Raw genomic sequence first — 18,962 nt, forward strand, 5'->3', positions numbered from 1 at the left:
GACTGCAGTAATGAAAGTATTCAAGAAGGTTTGTTAACTACTTTTATTTGTGAAGCTATCTTGCTTCGAGCACCCTTTAAACTATAAGCAATACTCATTGTCATACAGGCAGGACAAACTCCAAACCGGAAGAAGAAAAGCAGTACTTTTTTATACCAAGGTAATTTAGCTGGGATATATGGGCAACTTGCACCAATGTCTTCATATTCTTTAATTCCCCAAATGTTAATTGACTCTTTCATCTTCTGTATTCTTTAGTGTCCGAATAAATAATAAACACACATTCCTGTTAGGCCGATTGAGATAATGCAAAGAAGAATTTTAGTAGATTTATTCATAAAGATTTTTTCTACTTAATACCAGAAAAGACTGCCTATCACCCAACTGAATAAATTAAAAAAGGAATCTTAAGTTCCTTCTTCTATTGCCCTTTGTTTTTTCAATTGTTGGATGCATTTATATTGCTGGTTGGCAGCTGTATGTTTATTTTTCCAACCCATTTTTTTTATTAGGTTATCCATGGGCTCTTTATAAAAAAATATTGCCATAAGGATCTTTTGGCAGTTTTCAGTAATTTTTTTCAACCATCCAGCAAGCTTTTGGTCTCTGCTTTTCTCAGATTCTTCAAATGGTAACTCAACATCATTTTGGCATATCTCTAGGTTGTCATAGGTTGATAGCTTGTTGGCTCGAAGTTTTTTCAACCAAAGGTTTTTTGAAATAGCAAACAAATAGGTCTTTAATGCAGATGTCAGAATAAAGTCAGGCTGCCTTATTTTTTGTATAAGAACAAGCACAGCTTCCTGAAAGATATCTTCAGCATCGGCTTCGTTTCCTTTATTACGTTTTATAAAAGATAAGATTGCAGGAAAATAATAATGATATAGTCTTTCGAAAGCCTCATTATCTTCCGATCTTAATTGCTCGACGATATTATTGTCAGTTAAATTTCCCATTACATGAATATAATTGGTGATTTAATTAATACCTAAAGACTTAAAAAATCACCCATAGATATCTTTTTTATAAAAAAACTATTTCCCTTATCAAATTCCAGCTGGATATGGTTCACAATCTTATGTTTACTTTTTTAAGTTTCAGTGTATATATTTACATCGTTGATAATTGAGGGATTATCAACTAGCCAAGTTTTCCTTGGTCTCCACATAATAATAGCATCAAGTACTTTAAAATTCGAATGATTTTAGTCCTAAAATTGAGGCACTTTAATCTTGCGGCCGTATTGTGCATCTTTTAAAAACAGATGCTGTATGGCCTTTAGTCTTGTTTATACTATTACCTTATTCTTACTAGAACCATTATTTAACTCAATATGAAAAAACAGCTCTACTTTACATTAAGCATTTTAATGTCTGTTTCTGTGTTAAAATGTTTGGCACAGGCTCCCACACTGGAACTAGATAAGGTTCTTCTGTCTTCTAATGAAATGGCACAACCCTGGGGGATGTGTTTTATTTCTTCAAATGAAATACTGTTTACAGAGAAAAGCGGAAAACTGTTCAGATATGTCATCTCTACTGATACCAAGACACAAATCAGTGGAGTTCCTTCAGTCTCTACAGCGGGGCAAGGCGGACTACTGGATGTCGCCATTCATCCTGATTTTTCGTCTAATAAGTATGTTTATCTTTCGTATTCCATTTCAGGATCTGGAGGAACAACACTTGCAATTGGCAGAGGTGTATTAAATAACAATCAGCTAACAGGCTTTTCTGAAATATTCAGAGCCTTGCCTTTTAAAAGCGGTACTAATCATTATGGCAGCCGTATAGCTTTTGATAAAGACAATCACCTTATTTTTACCTCAAGTGAAAGGCAGGAGCAGGATAATGCTCAGTTATTAGAAAATCATTTGGGTAAAATTATTCGTCTGAATGACGATGGGTCTGTTCCAGTTGACAATCCATTTGTAGGTGTAAATGGAGCAAAGCCAGAAATTTTTAGTTATGGCCATAGAAATATGCAAGGATTGGTTATTCACCCTGAAACAAATAAGATCTATGCGCATGAACATGGGCCAATGGGTGGAGATGAGCTCAACTTAATTGAGGCTGCGAATAACTACGGCTGGCCTAAAATAACTTTCGGTAAGAATTATGACGGAAGCACTATTACCATGGATACTGCAAAAGCAGGAATGGAACAACCTATCAGGTATTGGGTTCCTTCTATTGCCCCTTGTGGGTTGGCAATTGCAAATGTGCAGAATCAGCAAGTCAATGAGGTGAATTTTATTTTAGGAGCTCTTGCCGGAAAACAAATTCAGTGGGTGAAAATAAAGGATGATAAACATGTTGCTACTTATTCATTCATGCAGAATTATGCGAGATTCAGAGATGTTGAGGTCTCACCTGATGGAAAAATTTATGCTTTGACAGAAAGTCCGAATAGTCTGATTCTATTAAGAACAAATCAAGTAGTAACCGGGCTGGTTGAAAGGCCTTCAAACAATAGCAACATACGTTTATATCCGAATCCGGTCACTGATATTTTTACTATTGATGCGGCTGATATTGCTGGAAAAAATGAAATAGTAATTTGCAACAGTCAGGGCAAAGTGCTTCGTTCACTACTGGTGTCAGATAATTTATTCGATGCCGGGAAAATGAAAATAGACATTAACGATCTTCCTTCTGGCATGTATCTGATCATTCTTAAATCAGGAGAAAGCAGCACAACGATAAAGTGTCGTAAATTATAATAAATTCAATTTAAAGCTCTTGACTTTGATGTTCATCTAAGTCAAGAGTCTTATAGATGTTTAAAAGCCAGTTTATAATGAACTGGCTTTTTATTTAATTTCTTAATTGGAGTTCTAGAATAGATAGCTGTGTATGCATTACCCAAAGCCAACGACTGAATCCAGCTGCTTATAATAAATCAGAAGATTTTCTTCGTTATAATTTATGTCCGATCGGAATATTAATACCGGCTGCATAAGTATATTGAAGAGAGAGGAAGTTATGTTTTACTCTTCCGTTATATATTTTACCCCATGTATAGAAGGCTTCTGCGGCCTGTAATCCAGTGTCAAGGAAGAAGTATTTAAATAAATCAATTCTAAGAGATCCTGTTACTCCTATAACTATACCTGATAGTTTGAAAGGACCGTCGTTATGGTAGCCAAGAACTCTTGAATCAGTTTTGGGAATCAACACACCACCACCTGGTTTTACGAGCCCTCCAAAGCGGAGATTCTTATTTTTTGATTCATATATAACCAGCCTTTTGACTAACGATATCATCAGATAGTTATTTCCGTTGGTATGTTCAAACTTAACAAAATCCGGAGTTATCAATGTATCCTTATCAATGCGCTGGCCATAGATTTCACCTTTAACATGTCTGACTTCATTGTCATTCATAACATACTTCAAATGGTTCCAGCTTCCTTCAATACCCCAACCTTTCTTTTCATTGAACATGAAACCTATATTCAGATTGTATTGAGGAACGGTTGGAGGAGTGCGAAAGAAATTGTCCATGTCTGGCTGGTCATGAGCTCGTGCTTTTTCTACTTTAAAATCATAGCTACCATTAGGATTACTTCCTGCAAAGTGCAAGGTAGAACGTGAATACATATCTCGGTTATATCCCCACATCAGATAAAATGAGCTACCATTCTTTCCGGAAGAGGAGGTGTTATCCTGGGCATTGGAAATGAATACGAAGGATGAGAAAGGGAGGAAGAATAAAAAGCTGCGTAAGCTTTTTCGTAATGAAGACTTCAAAGGAACCAACAAATTAATGATCAATCTGAGAACTTGCTGTAAAGTTAAGGCAGGAGGATATTAATTAGCGGATCTTTGTATTCCGATTTCTTACATGCTTCGGTCACACATAAGTTTTAGATGATTATTTACTTATTTGATAATGTATACCTAAAAGGATAGAAAAGGCGCGGTTATTCAAAGGTGTTGATTGACTGTTACTTTGGATGTTTGTTAACCCATAAGTATACCTTGCGTCAAAAATGAAGTTGGTCCTATTTCCGATCCTGTATTGAAATCCGGCCCCGCAAATCAGTCCAATGTCATTCTTTTTGTAATCGCTTGATTTTATTTGACTCCCGGAAAAGCTCTCAAAATCGCCATTAGCCAGATCTTTGGTATATCGCATTGATTCTGAAGCTTCCAATCTAAAAGCGGTAGATACACCAGTAAAAAATTTAGGTCTGAAGGGTTGATCTTTTTTTCTTAAATATACTTCGATGAGTAAAGGAATTTCAAGGTATACAAGATTTAAATATGAATTCCATTTTAGGTTGGAAGAGTCTGTACTTATTTGCCCTGTTCTTCTCGCTCCTTTAGAAGATATTAGGAAATCTGCATTAAATCCTACATTAGGGAACTTTTCCCATGTTACCGAAAGTCCGGCAATTGTACCTGGTCTTGTCTTTCCATCAGTCAATCCATTTAACCTGCTTAGATTTAATCCCACTTTAGGTCCAATAAACAAGGATTGAGAAGTGGCTTCATGAACACTTGCAAATAGCAAAACATATAGGAAAAAAGTAAGGGCTTTCATAAAAGTGAATTATTATATTTTAACCTCTATGCTCCACTAATGTTAAGGTTCTGACGATAAATCCCTATAATGATTGGACAGAGCTATGTAAATATAATAGAGAAACAGAGCTTTGCCAAAATATAAGGCTGCTGGCTTTAATATTATTTTAATTTGGCTTAGCCTACAAAATGGATGTCTCTCATCAATCATATTGCTGGGCTTGGAGAGAAGGGATGCAGTGCTTCTAAAGATTCAGAACAAATATTTAATGCTCAGCGTATTAGGAATGGTAATTTTTTTGTCAGAATTTTATGGGTATCAGGCGTGTATTTTAGAGGGATATGCGTGAAGGTTTATAACCCGGTCATATTGCTGCTGAAAAATTCATAATCTAATAATCTGTGTCATCTTTTAAATAGTTGTCACTCAATGAAATTGTGTTAAATTTAATCTTTAAACATAAACCTTTTTTTAATATGAATAGACTAAAACTTTTACTAGTACTTTTACTAACAATTCAATTTTCATCTTTTGGACAAGTTAATTTATCAAAAGATTTTAAGGTAACCGTCAGCGAGCCTTTCCAGGTGATTGATGGTGCAAGTAAGGAGTATTTTTCCGATGGAAAAGGCAATGCAATTTCTGTGAAAACAGACGCGGAGAAAGTATTCATTCAGCGTTTTAATGCTTCTACGATGAAAGAAGTAAGTAGAAAAACATACGAAGATTTTCCTCCTTACAATAAGGTGCAAAAGGTAATGAAGGTTGGCGATAAACTATATTACATTTTTAGTTCATTCAACAAGAAAGCCAAAGTAGAAGACCTATATGTAAGAGAAATTAATATGGCTGACGGAACTTTTCTAAGCCCTAAATTACTCTTTTCTACCAGCTCAGAAGTAACTGTCAGCTCATACGTAGATGGTTTGCCAGGTATGTTTGGTGCAGGAGCAATAAGATTTGAAGTATTAACTTCATTTGACAACTCCAAAATCATGCTTCGTTACAGAACAAAGCCAGAAACCAAAAAAGATTCAAAAAGCTTTGATATAATAGGTTTCTATGTATTTGATGCAGCATTTAACAAGCAATGGGGCGGTGAAGCCAAAATGCCTTACACTGAGAAGCAAATGAATAACCTTGCTTATACTGTAAGTAAAGATGGGAAAGCATTTATGCTTGCTGCGATAAATGAGACAAAGGAATTTCAGTTGCTGACAATCAATAAAGACCTTTCTGTTACTCCTCACAAAATGGATATTGATGGCAAATTGTTTTTTCAGGAATTTAAGCTTCGCGAAGCTGCTGATGGAAATATTACCTGTACAGGTTTTTATGCAAATGGAATGGATGTAACGGTAAACTGGACTGGAGCAGGAGCATTAAGCTTTAATACAAACGGTATCCTTCACTTCAAAATGGATCAGAATGGAAAGATTCTTGAAAAACATGATTATGAATTTCCAATTGAATTGATCAATCAATTTGAATCTGGAAGAGCGCAAGCTAAAAATGCTAAAAGAGAAGGTGAAGGTAAAGCAGGTATCAATGATGTAAAAATGACCAACCTTGTTCAGGCAGAAGATGGAAGCACCGTCATTGTTGGAGAGCAGCAATATATAAGAAATGAGTTTGTAGGTACGAGACAAACTACAGTTTATTATTATGCTGATGTTATTGTGACTAAAATTGATGCAAAAGGGAAACTGCTTTGGATGAAAAAATTACCTAAGACCCAGATAGGAACACTTGGTAAAGGTGGAATGGGTATTCGTTTCATCAAATCTAAAGAGGCTGAGTATGTACTTTTCTTAGATAATATTAAAAATGCAGACATAGGAAAGGATGAAGCTCCTGCTAAGCATCAGGATGGAAAAGGAGGATACTTGACTGCATTTAAAATCAATGATGCAACAGGTAACTATGAAAGACATCCTCTTTTCAATATAGAAAATATCAATGGTGTTGAAGCATTCCAGTTTAAAACGCCAAGGATATTTGATTCAGCAGATAAAACCTTCCTTTTGGAAATATACCTTAAAGGTAAGCAGGACGGAATGGTTAAGATGGAATTGTTGAAGTAATTATCTTATATAAATGAAAGTAAAGGGCAGCTCTATAAAAGGGTTGCCCTTTATTATTTGCTTAAATATTCCTTGTTCATAGAAAGAGCAAATGAGTCAGGTATTATTTACTTTTTTAGCACCTGTTAGATAAAATCCTTCTCTTTGCGGGAGAGAATCAGGATGAGGTCCGTTTTCAGGCTTTATAAAAAGAAGAGCCCGAAGATGGCAGATCTTCCGGCTCTTTTAATTAATAGAATCTTGCCTTGATCAAAGTTAATTCATCGCAAAAAGCTTCTTTAAAAATTTTCTTAAAGACTTCTTTTTCTTAGATGGATTAACAAATTCACTTTCAATAAACTCACTATGCTTAGGTACGCATAGGATATATCCTTCATCATTATATAGCCTGATAACGGTATGAGTATTGCCAAGGAGTTTATAAACAAAATCAATATTTCTGTTTTTAGGACGGGCTATGTTGTCAGGCAAATTGCCATGATCAAAGTTTCCGTCTTCATAAATTCTTAAGTCGTCTATCAGGAAAACGTCATTAGCAATCTGTTTTTTTACTGCAAGTATTTGCTCTATTTCCTTTTCTAAAGGATATTTAACTTCCTCGATTTTCTCATCATTGTATCCTAATATTCCTCCGTCAGCACCAGGAAAATGAGCATCGAGCCAATAAAATGTAGGTAGATCTGCATTTGTTAAAAGTTGGGGTACCAGGTCAAAGCTGTTGCCTTTTACAATTTTTACATTGTCATTGGTCTTGAATCGTTCTCTGCACAAATTGTAAAATTCATCCATGATTTCCGTTGAGATGATCTCATGAAATCCTGCATCAACGGCTACCTGAATGCCATCACCTTTAAAAGAACCTGTTTCAAAAAATGATTTTAATTTAAATTGATTAACAAACTTGTCAAGTTTAAACCTTGCTAATGTACCCATTTAATCTTTGGTTATAGATTTTGTTGAAAAATATGATTTTAAAGTTATTACTATTTAGTTGAAAATAAAATTTTTATTTGGTTATGAGGGGCTTGAATTTCAGTATTATGCATGCTTTGTCTGCAGGATGTGATCGCTTTTATGCAGTATAATTCTTTATAATGAATTCAAAATGTAATCTAATCATTAGAATTCATTTACAATAGAGAAGGGCTTAGGAGGTTTTTTTGTATATTAGTGTTATATCCTTCTTAAAAGGACAGAAAGTAATTTTTAACTTTTAAAAAATTCTTTAAGAATTAATTTTTAAAGATCAGGGATGGTTCCTAGAGGAATATTGAAAAAATAATTAAGCTATATTAATGAAGAAGATTTTTACATTGGCATGCCTTTGTATGCTGCAGGTGCTTTGTTTTGCACAGAACTCAGGCTTTTATTACCAAGGAGTTGCTAAAATGAAAGGTGGAATTCCAATAACGAATCAAACTATTTCAATTTACATTTCTATTTTAAGTACATCTCCTGATAAACTCTTTTATAAAGAAAGCCATTTGGTAAAAACAGATGATGCGGGAAGATTTTCACTGGTAGTTGGAGAGGGAACTGAGGTTCAAGGAAAATTCATTGAAGTAGACTGGAGAAGCAAAGAGCTGTGGATACAGACAGAAATGGATGCTGGCATGGGTGTCGAAGATATGGGGAAATCAAGGATATTGCCTGTCCCTGTCGCTGCTTATGCACTGAACGCACTGAAGATTCCTTACGATTTTAAGATTAACACTTCCTCTTTCCCGATTAAGATTAAACAAGGCGAAAGTGGATTCGTGGGGCTTGAGGTTGTAACGTATTTATATGAACACGAACCCGTACAGGTTTTTGTGGAAAATACCGCATCTGGTGCAAATATTTCACCTTTAAATTTTACTTTACTTGGTAATGGAAAGTCAGTTTCTGTTACGCCGGGCAGAAATATGGCACTAGGAACGTATGAGGTACCTTATACAGCCAAGGCAGCTTCTGGAAAGGAGCGGACGGGTAAATTATTGTTCAATGTCATTGAAGACTCACTTAGTAAATATGTTGCTGGTAAATGGAATGTTACAGTGGGTCGTTCCGGAATGCCGGATACCACGTACATTGAAAATATAGTTATTGTGGACAGTATGACTGTTAAATTTTCCAATAGTGTTTTATTTGGAGGTCTTCCATTGCTTAACAACCAGATTGGTAAGATCACAGCAAATGGCGGTAATTATGGTTTGAAAATTGAATACGTTCCGTTTACCAATCCTTCCTTGAGCAATACGGAAGCTGGTTTTGTTGATTTTTTTAATGCAAAAAAAATGGTTATGACAGTTCAACGTAGATATGATGTCAATTTTAGGCAAACAATTGATTATTTTAATTTGACTTTCACAAGATAGAATAGGTCATTGGTTTTAATATGAATAGTAGATTTTTAAATGATATGAAAAATATTCTTTTAATAATGGTATTGTCTTTTCTTATAATGGAAGCAAAAGGACAACATACAGAACACATCATCAGCTCATCCGGGAACTCCACAAGTTCAGGTCAGTATGCATTGACTTTTACATTCGGGGAGCCTGTTGTGATGTCCTCAGTTTCGGATTCTTATAAGTTATCACTAGGGTTTATAGGAAAGGATCTGGAAGCAAATGTGGTTACTTCATTAAATGAAGAGAAGGAATTAAGCATAAATGTTTTTCCCAATCCTTTTACAGATCAGTTTCAGATAAAATTGGATAATACTTCTGAATATGAAATAAACATTTACAACATTCAAGGAACATGGATTGCCACATTACAAAGTGCTCAGACAAAAGAAGCAAGATTTAGTCCTGCTATTACAGGCGGTTGTTACTACATTGAGATAATCAATAAAGCAACCTCAGAAAGAAAGTTTGAAAAAATAATTAAGCTATAATAATGAAAAGAATTTTTACTCTTGCTTGCCTTTGCTTGTTGCAAGCGATTTGTTTTGCTCAGAATTCTGGATTTTACTATCAGGGTGTTGCAAAGATGAAAACTGGTGCCCCAATATCAAATCAGAATATATCAATTTACATTTCTATTTTAAGTACATCACCTGATAAGCTCTTTTATAAAGAAAGTCATTCTTTGAAAACAGACGATGCCGGTAGATTTTCTCTTGTAGTAGGAGAAGGGATAGTTGAGCAAGGAAAGTTTAATGAAGTAGATTGGAGAAGCCAAGAACTTTGGATACAGACAGAGATGAATGCAGGGACAGGAATTGAAGATATGGGTAAATCCAGAATACTGCCTGTGCCGGTGGCTAACTATGCCGTTAATGCAGAAAATGTCTCCAATATACCTTATGATTTTAGGCCAATTATTAATGGCTCTCAAAATATTTTGAAACAAGGAGAAACTAACACCAAGTTTAACGCAGGCACTGAATCATACATGTATGAACATGGAACTGTTGAAATGTTTTTTAACAATACTCCTAATGGAATAACTGTATCACCTGAGAATTTTAGTGTTAATAAAGATGGTATTGCAACAAAGCAAGCTTTAACCATAACCATTGATAAAAATTTGAATCCAGGTGATTATGAAATACCTGTGCAAGGGAAAGCGGCATCTGGTAAGATGAGAAGTGGAAAACTCACTGTTAAAATTATTGAAGATTCAATCAGTAAGTATTTAGCTGGTAAATGGAAAGTTGTGGATACTTATGGTGGAAAGGATACGACTTATACAGAAGTAATAAAAGTTATTGACTCTGAAAAATTTCAATTTACTAGTAATATTATTCGGAATGGTCATATTTTGTTGAAAGATAAAATGGCCAGCTTAAATTATGGCGGGAATGTGCTTGGATTAATATCCTTCCTAGGGCCAATTGGAACAAGGACCCTTGCGGACCCCACTGCTTATTTTAATGTGGCCGGTTTAATAAATGATATTACCAACATCACGACATTTAAGGCTACCCTTACTATTCTATATGATCGTCCTGGTTCTTCGCCGCCTGTTACACTTAGTGAAGATCATACCTTAACATTTACCAGAATTGAGTAGATTCACTATTTTGTAAATAAAAAATCGGAAATTTGATTTTAAATTTTTATGTCAACCTTAAGAGACAAAGCCAAGAAAAGCAAAGCCAGCAAATCAGACAGGCCGGTTCTGATATATCTTGCAATTGGAATAGCTGCAGCAATTTCTATTGCATTGAGATGGGTAGATCAGGACCTTTCCGCAAATGTCTTGTCGGAGATCATCGGAGCGGCATTTACGCTTTTTGTAATTGATGTATTGCTTGTGAAGTCTAAAGCAAAGAGATGGCTTATAGTACAAGAGCATATTGATTATCTGATCGGCCGCACAATTAATAGGGTTAGAGATGGGGTTGCAACGAGAGTGTTTGGTTTCAAGCCTGAGTTCAATCACAGAATGAAAGAAGAAGAAGTAATACACCAGATAAGAAAGCAAAGAGAAAAGTTCTTAAATGAGCTGGAACACATTTCTGCGGAGAAGTTATCTGAGAGGATTGATCTTACCTTTTTCAATAATGATAGTTACGATTACTTTGATGAAAAAGCAGAAGATATCTGGATGTTGATCAACATGAAATATTCAGAGTATTTGGCTCCTGAGCTTGTATCTTTGTTAATAGATCTTCATACCAACCTGGTGGATGTGAGTGCTCATATTCGTGTGTATGATAAAGCAGAGCGATTCCCGGATGAAAAAGATCATTACCATAATGTGGCATTGCATGGCACTGCAAGAAATTTGAAAGAAATTATTCGCATTGTCATCAGACTGAAGGAAGAAGGTTATTCAGATGCTGCGAGAATAATAGGAGCGAGAGAAGAAATTTAATCTTAAGATATTCTAAAAATAAAAGTCCTGCATCCGATACTCAATGCAGGACTTTATTTTTAAGCCGTTTGTAATGGAGTCTTATTTTTTGATTTCGGTTTATCTTTTTTCTTTTTTTATGCTTCCTATTAATTATAAAAATCTAATTGAGATTGCACTCTGTATTCTAAATCCTTTTAGTCTAAAAATACCCTTTAGCCGGATCTTTAAACAATTGAAGTTTTTAAAAGCGAGTTAACTTGTCCAATATTTTAATCTTCTGTATTGCAATTTGCTGTAAAACAGTATGTTTTAAGGGTTTGAAAGTGCTTAAAAACCAATATAACCTAAATTATTGTTTTAATGAATAGATGGAAACGGGAATTAAAATGTGGCATATGGGACCAATGTTTTTTACTGAAGAAAAAGAGCTTCGGAATTGGTTTGAAAAAAATTATAAGAAGAAAAAGGAGCTATTAATAGGTTATTATAAAGAGGAATCAGAGAGAAAAGGAATCACCTTATCTCAATCTGTTGATCAAGCCCTGTGTTTTGGCTGGATTGAGGGAGTGAGGAAATCTCTTGATAAAGAGGGTTATGTAATCCGATTCACACCAAGAAAACCTAAAAGTGCCTGGAGTCCGGAGCATATAAAGAAAGTAGAAGAACTTTTGGAAAAGGGGTTAATGAAGTTTGAGGGCATAGAAGTATTTAATAACAGACAAGGATGTGATTCCGACGTGTTTCCCTTTGAAAAGGTCGAGGCAAAATTGGATGAATTTTTAGAAGAAAAATTTAAAGCGAATAGTAAAGCCTGGAGTTTTTTTAATGCAACTGCACCTTCCTATAAACGCACGGTGCTCAGCTGGATAATGAGCTCAGATCAAAGGAACATAAGAGAAGAAAGATTGGATACCCTGATAAGAGAATGTGAAGCTGAAAAAATGCTAAGCTAGGTATTGTCTTTTCTATTTGGATTAAATATTTAAATTGCCAGAGTAAATGTTTAACCATTAACAAAGACATTATGAAATTTGGCGTAGTAGACAATCCTGAAGAAATAGAATTTAAGTTGCCCCCAGACCATAAAGACACTGGAAAGATGCTTTCGGAGAACCAAAAAGACAAGCCTTTCAAAGTATATGTTGGCTGTGCAAAATGGAATAAAACAGATTTAAAAAATTTTTATCCTAAAGGCACAAAAGATGAACTGACATATTATTCATCCCAATTCAATAGCATAGAGCTTAATGCCACCTTTTATAATGCGCCTTCCAAAGAGCAGGTTTTGATCTGGAAAGAAAAGACTCCAGCAGATTTCAGATTCTTTCCAAAGTTGACCAATAGTATAAGTCATTTTAAAAGACTGATAGATGTGCAACCTGTTGTAGAAGAGTTTTGTGATGCTGTATCTGAATTTGACAAGAAACTTGGAATGGTGTTTCTGCAGATGCATGATAATTTTGGTCCTAAGAATTTTGATAGGGTAGAGACATTTATCAACAATTTTCCAAAGGCAATCCCCCTTGCTATCGAACTTAGAAATAAAGCCTGGTTCGAAGATTCTAAAGAGGCAGAACGTTTTTATAAATTAATGGAAGCTAAGAAAAAGACCAACATCATTGTTGACACTGCTGGCAGAAGAGACATGTTGCACATGAGACTTACCACTCCAAAGGCATTTATAAGATATGTCGGAGCAAATCATGAAAGTGATTATACACGTCTTGATGACTGGTTGAAAAGAATTAAGAAATGGAGAGAAGAGGGATTACAGGAGTTGTATTTTTTTGTACATCAAAATGTAGAGAAGGAGTCACCACTACTTTCAGCTTATTTTATTAAGAAGCTTAACAAGGCTTTTGATCTGGATATTCAGATTCCGAAGACGTTGGATAGTAAGTAGAGTTAAATCTTAGAATCGGATTAATTGATTAAAGGATTACTGGGATTCTGAAATAATCCCGTTAATCCTTAAATCAGATGAATCCCGATTCCATAATCTCATTTCTCCTTATTAATTTTACTCCATACTCTGAATCTTTTGGAAATAGTAAAAACAGAAAATCTTTCTAAATCCTATGGTGATTTTCAAGCACTGAGCGAAATATCACTCGGGATAAAGCAAGGCAGCATCTATGGTATCCTTGGTCCCAATGGAGCAGGAAAGACAACCCTTCTCAGAATACTCACAGGTATATTAGGTCCTGATAAAGGAGTGTATCTTTTCCAGGGAAACAAATTCACTTCTGATTGCCAGCAAAGAATTGGCTATCTGCCTGAAGAAAGAGGCTTATATAAAAAGATGAAGGTAGAAGAACAACTTGTTTATTTTGCCAGACTGAAAGGAGTTGCTTCATCTGAAGCTAAAGCTAGAACTACATTTTTTCTTGAAGAAACCGGCCTCGACAACTGGAAGAATCACTCTTTAGATTCTCTATCCAAAGGAATGCAGCAAAAAGTACAATTCATTGCCAGCATTATTCATAATCCCGACCTCATAATACTCGACGAGCCTTTCTCAGGCTTTGATCCGGTAAATGCAGAATTGCTTAAAAACTATATTTTCAGATTTAAAAAAGAAGGGAAAACGATTTTGCTTTCAACGCACAGAATGGAAAATGCGGAAGAGTTGTGTGATAAAATTGTGCTTATAAACAAAGGAAAAAATATTCTTGAAGGAGAGGTGAAAAGGATCAAAGAAGGAGTAAAAAAGAACAGACTTGTCATTGAAGGAGAAGGTACGTTGCCTGAAAATAAACTCTTATACGAAATAGTAGAAACAGAATCGTTAACCAGCAATCAGATTATTGCGACGCTGGCTCCTGCGCCTGGAGTGGCTCTTAATAAAATCATTGAGGTATTGATGCCGCATATCAGTTTCCGGAATTTCAAGGAAGAGCTACCATCACTTCATGAAATATTTATAGACAAGATAAAGGGAGATAGTAATGAATAAAGTTTGGTTAATCCTTCAAAGAGAATATATTATAAGAGTCAGAAAAAAAGCTTTTCTTATCCTTTCTTTTTTAGGCCCTCTGATTTTTCTCGTTTTAATGATTGTTCCTGCATGGCTCACTACACCACAGACTAAAGAGAAAGTAGTTGTTGTTGTAGACCAGCAAAATGTATTGAATGAACAGTTGGAAGCTCCGTTTATTATCTTTTCGGATCATGAAACGCCAGGCGAAAGTGCGCCATCACATCTCATTATTCTACCTTCTGATTCATCCGGAGTTATTAATGCAAGTCTTATTAATGCTTCAAATATATCCTCAGAAGAAAGGAAAGGAATAGAGCAGGCTTTAAAACTGGCCATTGCCAGAAATAAACTTAAGAAAGATCTCAATATCCAAGAAGCGTCTTTGTATGACATTAATTTCACAGAGACAAGATTGGTAGAAAAGAATGCTGGAGAGGCTGCGGCTTCTGTTGGCTTGTTCTCTGCTATTTTGGTTTACTTTTTTATATTCTTGTATGGGGTGCAGGTAATGAAAAGCATCATTGAAGAAAAGGCCAATAGAATACTTGAAGTGGTGGTGTCTTCTGTAACTCCTTTTCAGCTCATGGTAGGAAAGATATTGGGAGTTGCATTGGTGAGCCTTACTCAGTTTTTGATATGGGTACTCACTACATTTACCATATCCCGTTGGATTTTTGACAGGTTCAAACTCGAACGTTTTTCTGACGAAAACATCAATCAAACTTTAAAAGCCAGTCATGACGCTGCTCAGGCGATGGAAGTAAATGACATGCTTAATTTTGTCGGACAAATTAATTTTGGGTTGATCATTCCTGTATTCATCTTCTTTTTTCTTGTCGGGTATCTTTTTTACAGTTCTTTGTTTGCTGCAATTGGAGCAGCTTCTGATGCGGAGACGGATACCCAGCAATTCATGCTGCCGATAACATTACCCTTAATTTTTTCATTTATCATGGCCCCAAGAATACTGGAAATGCCAGACAGTACTTTGGCCAAAGTACTGTCCTATATTCCGTTTACCAGTCCTGTTGTAATGATGTTGAGAATACCATTTGGTATAGCATCCTGGGAAATTGTATTGTCGATGGCTTCGCTATTCTCTTTCTTCTTGCTGGCTGCTTGGTTTGCTGCAAAAATATATAGAGTAGGAATTCTGATGTACGGAAAAAATGCCACCTGGAAGGAACTGTTCAGATGGCTTTCTTATAAAGATTAATGTAGATAAACTCCGTAATCGTTTTCATCCAGAACGACATCAATCCTTTCCCTCAATGTTGTAGCAAGGGAATAACCTACATAGTCAGCTGCGATAGGAAACAATTGATGGCTTCTGTCAACAATTACGACAGTTTGCAATTTATTTAATTCAATATTAAGGAAAGGTTTAAGAGCATAGGCCAAAGTACGACCAGTATTTAAAACGTCATCTGCCAGGATGACAGTTTTGTTCTTAAGTTGTTCAATATCAATGTCCAAATGCACTTCACTTTGCACTCCTGCAAGCTTATCAAGCTGAATTTTAACAAGAAGCACTCTTAAGGGAGAAATACTTTCAATTTCATTTTTCAGAAGCTTGGCAAAAATATATCCTTTTTCATCGATTCCAGCCAGTACAATTTCTCCTTCAGAAAAATTGTTTTCATAAATTTCAAAAGATATCCTCTTGATTTTCTGTAGTATCTGTTGTTTGTTAAGGATTAAATTTTTCTCACCAGCCATATTATTTCTTGTTAAAAAAGGAACTTTTTATAGATCCAATACCATTTTATTTAATGGAGGGCAATTTAATGAAAAGGGTAATTTCTAAAAAATTAATCCTGAGTTTGGTTGATAAAATCTATTTTACTAAATTTGTTACCCTTTTACAATAGATAGTTAGCGATTATGAAAAAAGATATTCACCCGGATTACAGAGCAGTTGTTTTTCAAGATTCTTCTAGTGATTTTAAATTTCTTACAAAATCAACTATAAAGACTTCTGAAACAATTAAATGGGAAGATGGAAATACCTATCCTCTCGTTAAAGTTGAGGTTAGCTCAGCTTCTCACCCATTCTACACTGGCAAAAAATTATTCGTTGATGCTGCAGGTAGAGTTGAGAAATTCAAGAAAAAATACCAGAAGTAATAAAAACATTCTGAATAAAGTTTTCTTTAAGTATAGAAGTCTTCATGATTCCATGAAGACTTTTTTATTTTTGTAAAATATGCATTTCATTTTATTCGACGAACCTTCGATAAGGCAAGGTCTCCTTCCTTTTACCTTTACCAGGCCTGTTGCTGAGGTAAGGATCGGTATTTTAACCATAGCTGAAAAGTGGAAGTTAAGATCCGGAATGGATGTCTCCTATATCACGGAAGAATATCTGAGCGATCGCTTTACCCTCAATCCAGGAAAGGAAAATGTATTTATTAATGGTGGTGTTTGCCCCACCGATGAACTGGTTGCCAAAATAATAGACCTCAAAGACGGAGAAATTATTGTCAAGGATGGTGTCATTATTGCCTATAAAAAAGTTGCAGAAGGCAAACAGATTGAATTTAAGGGTGCTTTAAATATAATAAAAAGACCTTGGGATATTTTTTTGAATAATGGTAAAGAAATAATTGAAGATTTCGACCTGATAACCAAAGGAAGAGTTTCTGCCCCACTTTCAGATCCCTATACTAGGACTTACAATCAGGAAAGAATATTTATTGAAGAGGGAGTATCTGTAAAAGCTGCTATCCTTAATGCAGAGAATGGTCCCATTTATTTGGGTAAGAACTCTGAAGTTATGGAGGGAGCTATCATTCGTGGGCCTTTTGCTCTTGGTGAAGGTGCTTCTGTTAGTATGGGGGCAAAATTCAGAGGAGATACAACTGTTGGTCCTTATTCAAAGGTAGGTGGTGAAGTAAGTAATTCTGTAATATTCGGTTATACCAACAAGGCTCATGAAGGATTCCTTGGTAATTCTGTAATCGGAGAATGGTGCAATTTGGGTGCGGATACCAATACCTCAAATCTTAAAAACACCTATTCAGAAGTTCAGGTTTACAGCTATAAGGAACAAGACTTTGTTAATACCGGAAAAATGTTTTGCGGTCTGTTAATGGCTGATCACTCCAAGTGTGGAATTAACACCATGTTTAATACCGGTACGGTAGTAGGAGTCAATGCAAACATCTTCGGCGAAGGTTACCCTGCCAAATTTGTTCCTTCATTCGCCTGGGGCGGCGATAAAAATTACTCCAGATATAACTTTGAAAAAGTAGTCCTGGTAGCCGAAAGAGTCATGGGTAGGAGAAATATCCAGCTATCCAAGGAAGAGATCAAGATACTCAGACATGTGTATGAAATTGAAGATCAGCAGGTGAGAAATTTCTAATCCCTGCTTAACAATTTTACAACATATTACCTTTTAATTCTACCTCAAAAATTTATAACTAGTACCTAAATTTAATAATTGTGTTATTTTCTCAGATTAAAGGTCTTGAAGAAACCAAAGCCAGCCTTATTGCCTCTGTAAAAAACAGGCATGTAGCGCATGCCCAGCTTTTTGCCGGACCAGAAGGAAGTGGTAGTCTTGCAATGGCCCTGGCATATGCGACTTATATCAACTGTGAGGAAAAAGGAGAAACAGATGCTTGTGGAACTTGTGCTTCCTGTAATAAATTCAATAAACTCATCCATCCGGATCTACATTTTGTATTTCCGGTAAGCACAACAAAAAGCGTTTCAAAGGATGCTTCAAGTGCCTTGTTCATGAAAGAATGGAGGAACTTTATTGCGGAAAATCCATATGGAGGATTGATAGAATGGGGAAATTTTATAGGAGCTGAAAATAAGCAACTGAATATATCTGTAGACGAAAGTAGAAATATAATTAAGACTGTGACCATGAAGTCTTTCGAGGCTGAATATAAAATTATGGTCATCTGGCTTCCGGAACAAATGAATTCTTCATCTGCCAATGCTATTCTTAAAGTGTTAGAAGAACCTCCGGTAAAGACTATATTTCTACTAGTAACTCAAAACCCGGACAAGATCATCACAACTGTCCTTTCCCGTACGCAGAGAGTAAAGATCAGACCTTTCACAGATGAAGAGGTGACTAAGTTTTTTGTAGAAGATAAGCGTCTTGATGAAAAGCAAGCAAGACAAGTTGCATACCTGGCAGATGGGAATCTGAATGAAGGATTAAGGTTATTGCAACAGGCAGAAGAAGATAACCATCAGATGTTTAGAGAATGGATGAGACTTTGTTACAAAAAGGTTAATATACTTGAGCTTGTAGACTGGTCGGAAGCTTTCCAGAAGCTTGGAAGAGAAGGACAAAAGAATCTGTTTCAGTATGGGTTGAATATTCTGAGAGAAACGCTGATCTGTCGTCTGAATAGCAAAGAACTGTTAAGGCTGAATGAAGAAGATCTGAAATTTGTAGATGGTTTTTCAAAAGCCTTGAATGAAATTAAAATAGAAAATATAAGTAAAAGCCTGAACGAGGCATATTATCATATAGAGAGAAACGCCAACGCAAAAATCGTTTTTCTCGACCTCTCCCTACAAATATCCGGAATGATGAAGTCTTAATATGA

19 protein-coding genes are annotated in these 18,962 nt (G+C 35.5%); 13 read left to right on the top strand and 6 right to left on the bottom strand.

What is annotated here, in order from left to right; all coding sequences use genetic code 11:
• Positions 1 to 20 precede the first annotated feature (20 nt).
• Positions 21 to 242, bottom strand: a complete 222-nt coding sequence (locus J7604_RS15785; RefSeq protein WP_293897389.1) for a hypothetical protein — start codon at positions 240 to 242, stop codon at positions 21 to 23.
• Positions 243 to 407: 165 nt separating this feature from the next.
• Positions 408 to 956 (bottom strand): sigma-70 family RNA polymerase sigma factor, encoded by a 549-nt coding sequence (locus J7604_RS15790; protein WP_293897391.1) that lies wholly within the window; start codon positions 954 to 956, stop codon positions 408 to 410.
• 377 nt (positions 957 to 1,333) lie between these two features.
• Here J7604_RS15790 and J7604_RS15795 point away from each other — a divergent pair, with 377 nt between their 5' ends.
• Positions 1,334 to 2,722: a PQQ-dependent sugar dehydrogenase gene (locus tag J7604_RS15795; protein WP_293897393.1), complete on the top strand. Its 1,389-nt coding sequence runs from the start codon at positions 1,334 to 1,336 to the stop codon at positions 2,720 to 2,722.
• A 196-nt stretch (positions 2,723 to 2,918) separates the two neighbouring features.
• Here the strand turns inward: J7604_RS15795 and J7604_RS15800 are convergent, their stop codons facing one another.
• Together J7604_RS15800 and J7604_RS15805 are read right to left on the bottom strand one after the other, a co-directional pair.
• Complete coding sequence (locus tag J7604_RS15800) at positions 2,919 to 3,752, bottom strand: hypothetical protein (RefSeq protein ID WP_293897395.1); 834 nt, start codon at positions 3,750 to 3,752, stop codon at positions 2,919 to 2,921.
• Positions 3,753 to 3,876: 124 nt separating this feature from the next.
• A complete protein-coding gene (locus tag J7604_RS15805; protein ID WP_293897397.1) occupies positions 3,877 to 4,548 on the bottom strand; it encodes a porin family protein in 672 nt (223 codons plus the stop codon).
• Positions 4,549 to 5,006: 458 nt separating this feature from the next.
• Here J7604_RS15805 and J7604_RS15810 point away from each other — a divergent pair, with 458 nt between their 5' ends.
• Positions 5,007 to 6,614: a hypothetical protein gene (locus tag J7604_RS15810; RefSeq protein ID WP_293897399.1), complete on the top strand. Its 1,608-nt coding sequence runs from the start codon at positions 5,007 to 5,009 to the stop codon at positions 6,612 to 6,614.
• 255 nt (positions 6,615 to 6,869) lie between these two features.
• Here the strand turns inward: J7604_RS15810 and J7604_RS15815 are convergent, their stop codons facing one another.
• Complete coding sequence (locus tag J7604_RS15815) at positions 6,870 to 7,547, bottom strand: hypothetical protein (protein WP_293897401.1); 678 nt, start codon at positions 7,545 to 7,547, stop codon at positions 6,870 to 6,872.
• Between the two features lie 362 nt (positions 7,548 to 7,909).
• Between J7604_RS15815 and J7604_RS15820 the strand changes: the two genes are divergently transcribed.
• From J7604_RS15820 to J7604_RS15855, 8 genes are all read left to right on the top strand, one after another.
• Complete coding sequence (locus J7604_RS15820) at positions 7,910 to 8,971, top strand: hypothetical protein (protein WP_293897403.1); 1,062 nt, start codon at positions 7,910 to 7,912, stop codon at positions 8,969 to 8,971.
• A 44-nt stretch (positions 8,972 to 9,015) separates the two neighbouring features.
• Positions 9,016 to 9,495, top strand: a complete 480-nt coding sequence (locus tag J7604_RS15825) for a T9SS type A sorting domain-containing protein (protein ID WP_293897405.1) — start codon at positions 9,016 to 9,018, stop codon at positions 9,493 to 9,495.
• A 2-nt stretch (positions 9,496 to 9,497) separates the two neighbouring features.
• Positions 9,498 to 10,616 (top strand): hypothetical protein, encoded by a 1,119-nt coding sequence (locus tag J7604_RS15830; protein WP_293897407.1) that lies wholly within the window; start codon positions 9,498 to 9,500, stop codon positions 10,614 to 10,616.
• Positions 10,617 to 10,664: 48 nt separating this feature from the next.
• Positions 10,665 to 11,423 (top strand): hypothetical protein, encoded by a 759-nt coding sequence (locus tag J7604_RS15835; RefSeq protein WP_293897409.1) that lies wholly within the window; start codon positions 10,665 to 10,667, stop codon positions 11,421 to 11,423.
• Between the two features lie 350 nt (positions 11,424 to 11,773).
• Entirely contained in the window at positions 11,774 to 12,358 is a 585-nt protein-coding gene (locus J7604_RS15840; RefSeq protein WP_293897411.1) for a YdeI family protein, read from the top strand.
• A 71-nt stretch (positions 12,359 to 12,429) separates the two neighbouring features.
• Entirely contained in the window at positions 12,430 to 13,308 is an 879-nt protein-coding gene (locus J7604_RS15845) for a DUF72 domain-containing protein (protein WP_293897413.1), read from the top strand.
• Positions 13,309 to 13,446: 138 nt separating this feature from the next.
• Positions 13,447 to 14,361 (top strand): ABC transporter ATP-binding protein, encoded by a 915-nt coding sequence (locus tag J7604_RS15850; RefSeq protein WP_293897415.1) that lies wholly within the window; start codon positions 13,447 to 13,449, stop codon positions 14,359 to 14,361.
• Positions 14,354 to 15,601 (top strand): ABC transporter permease, encoded by a 1,248-nt coding sequence (locus J7604_RS15855; RefSeq protein WP_293897417.1) that lies wholly within the window; start codon positions 14,354 to 14,356, stop codon positions 15,599 to 15,601. The genes J7604_RS15850 and J7604_RS15855 overlap by 8 nt, the downstream gene beginning before the upstream one ends.
• On the opposite strand, the gene J7604_RS15860 is transcribed toward J7604_RS15855, so the two are convergent.
• Positions 15,598 to 16,104, bottom strand: coding sequence for a phosphoribosyltransferase family protein (locus J7604_RS15860; protein WP_293897419.1), 507 nt, complete (start codon positions 16,102 to 16,104; stop codon positions 15,598 to 15,600). The two genes, J7604_RS15855 and J7604_RS15860, sit on opposite strands and share 4 nt — an antisense overlap.
• Positions 16,105 to 16,269: 165 nt before the next feature.
• Here J7604_RS15860 and J7604_RS15865 point away from each other — a divergent pair, with 165 nt between their 5' ends.
• The 3 genes from J7604_RS15865 (at position 16,270) to J7604_RS15875 (ending at position 18,957) form a co-directional block, all read left to right on the top strand.
• Entirely contained in the window at positions 16,270 to 16,512 is a 243-nt protein-coding gene (locus J7604_RS15865; protein ID WP_028981265.1) for a type B 50S ribosomal protein L31, read from the top strand.
• Between the two features lie 79 nt (positions 16,513 to 16,591).
• On the top strand, positions 16,592 to 17,752 hold the full coding sequence (locus tag J7604_RS15870) for a GlmU family protein (RefSeq protein ID WP_293897422.1): 1,161 nt from the start codon (positions 16,592 to 16,594) through the stop codon (positions 17,750 to 17,752).
• An 80-nt stretch (positions 17,753 to 17,832) separates the two neighbouring features.
• The gene (locus J7604_RS15875) at positions 17,833 to 18,957 is read left to right on the top strand and encodes a DNA polymerase III subunit delta (protein WP_293897424.1); all 1,125 of its coding nucleotides are present in this window, start codon (positions 17,833 to 17,835) and stop codon (positions 18,955 to 18,957) included.
• Positions 18,958 to 18,962: the final 5 nt, after the last annotated feature.

It is taken from the genome of Sporocytophaga sp. (assembly GCF_017745095.1).
Lineage (GTDB): Bacteria > Bacteroidota > Bacteroidia > Cytophagales > Cytophagaceae > Sporocytophaga.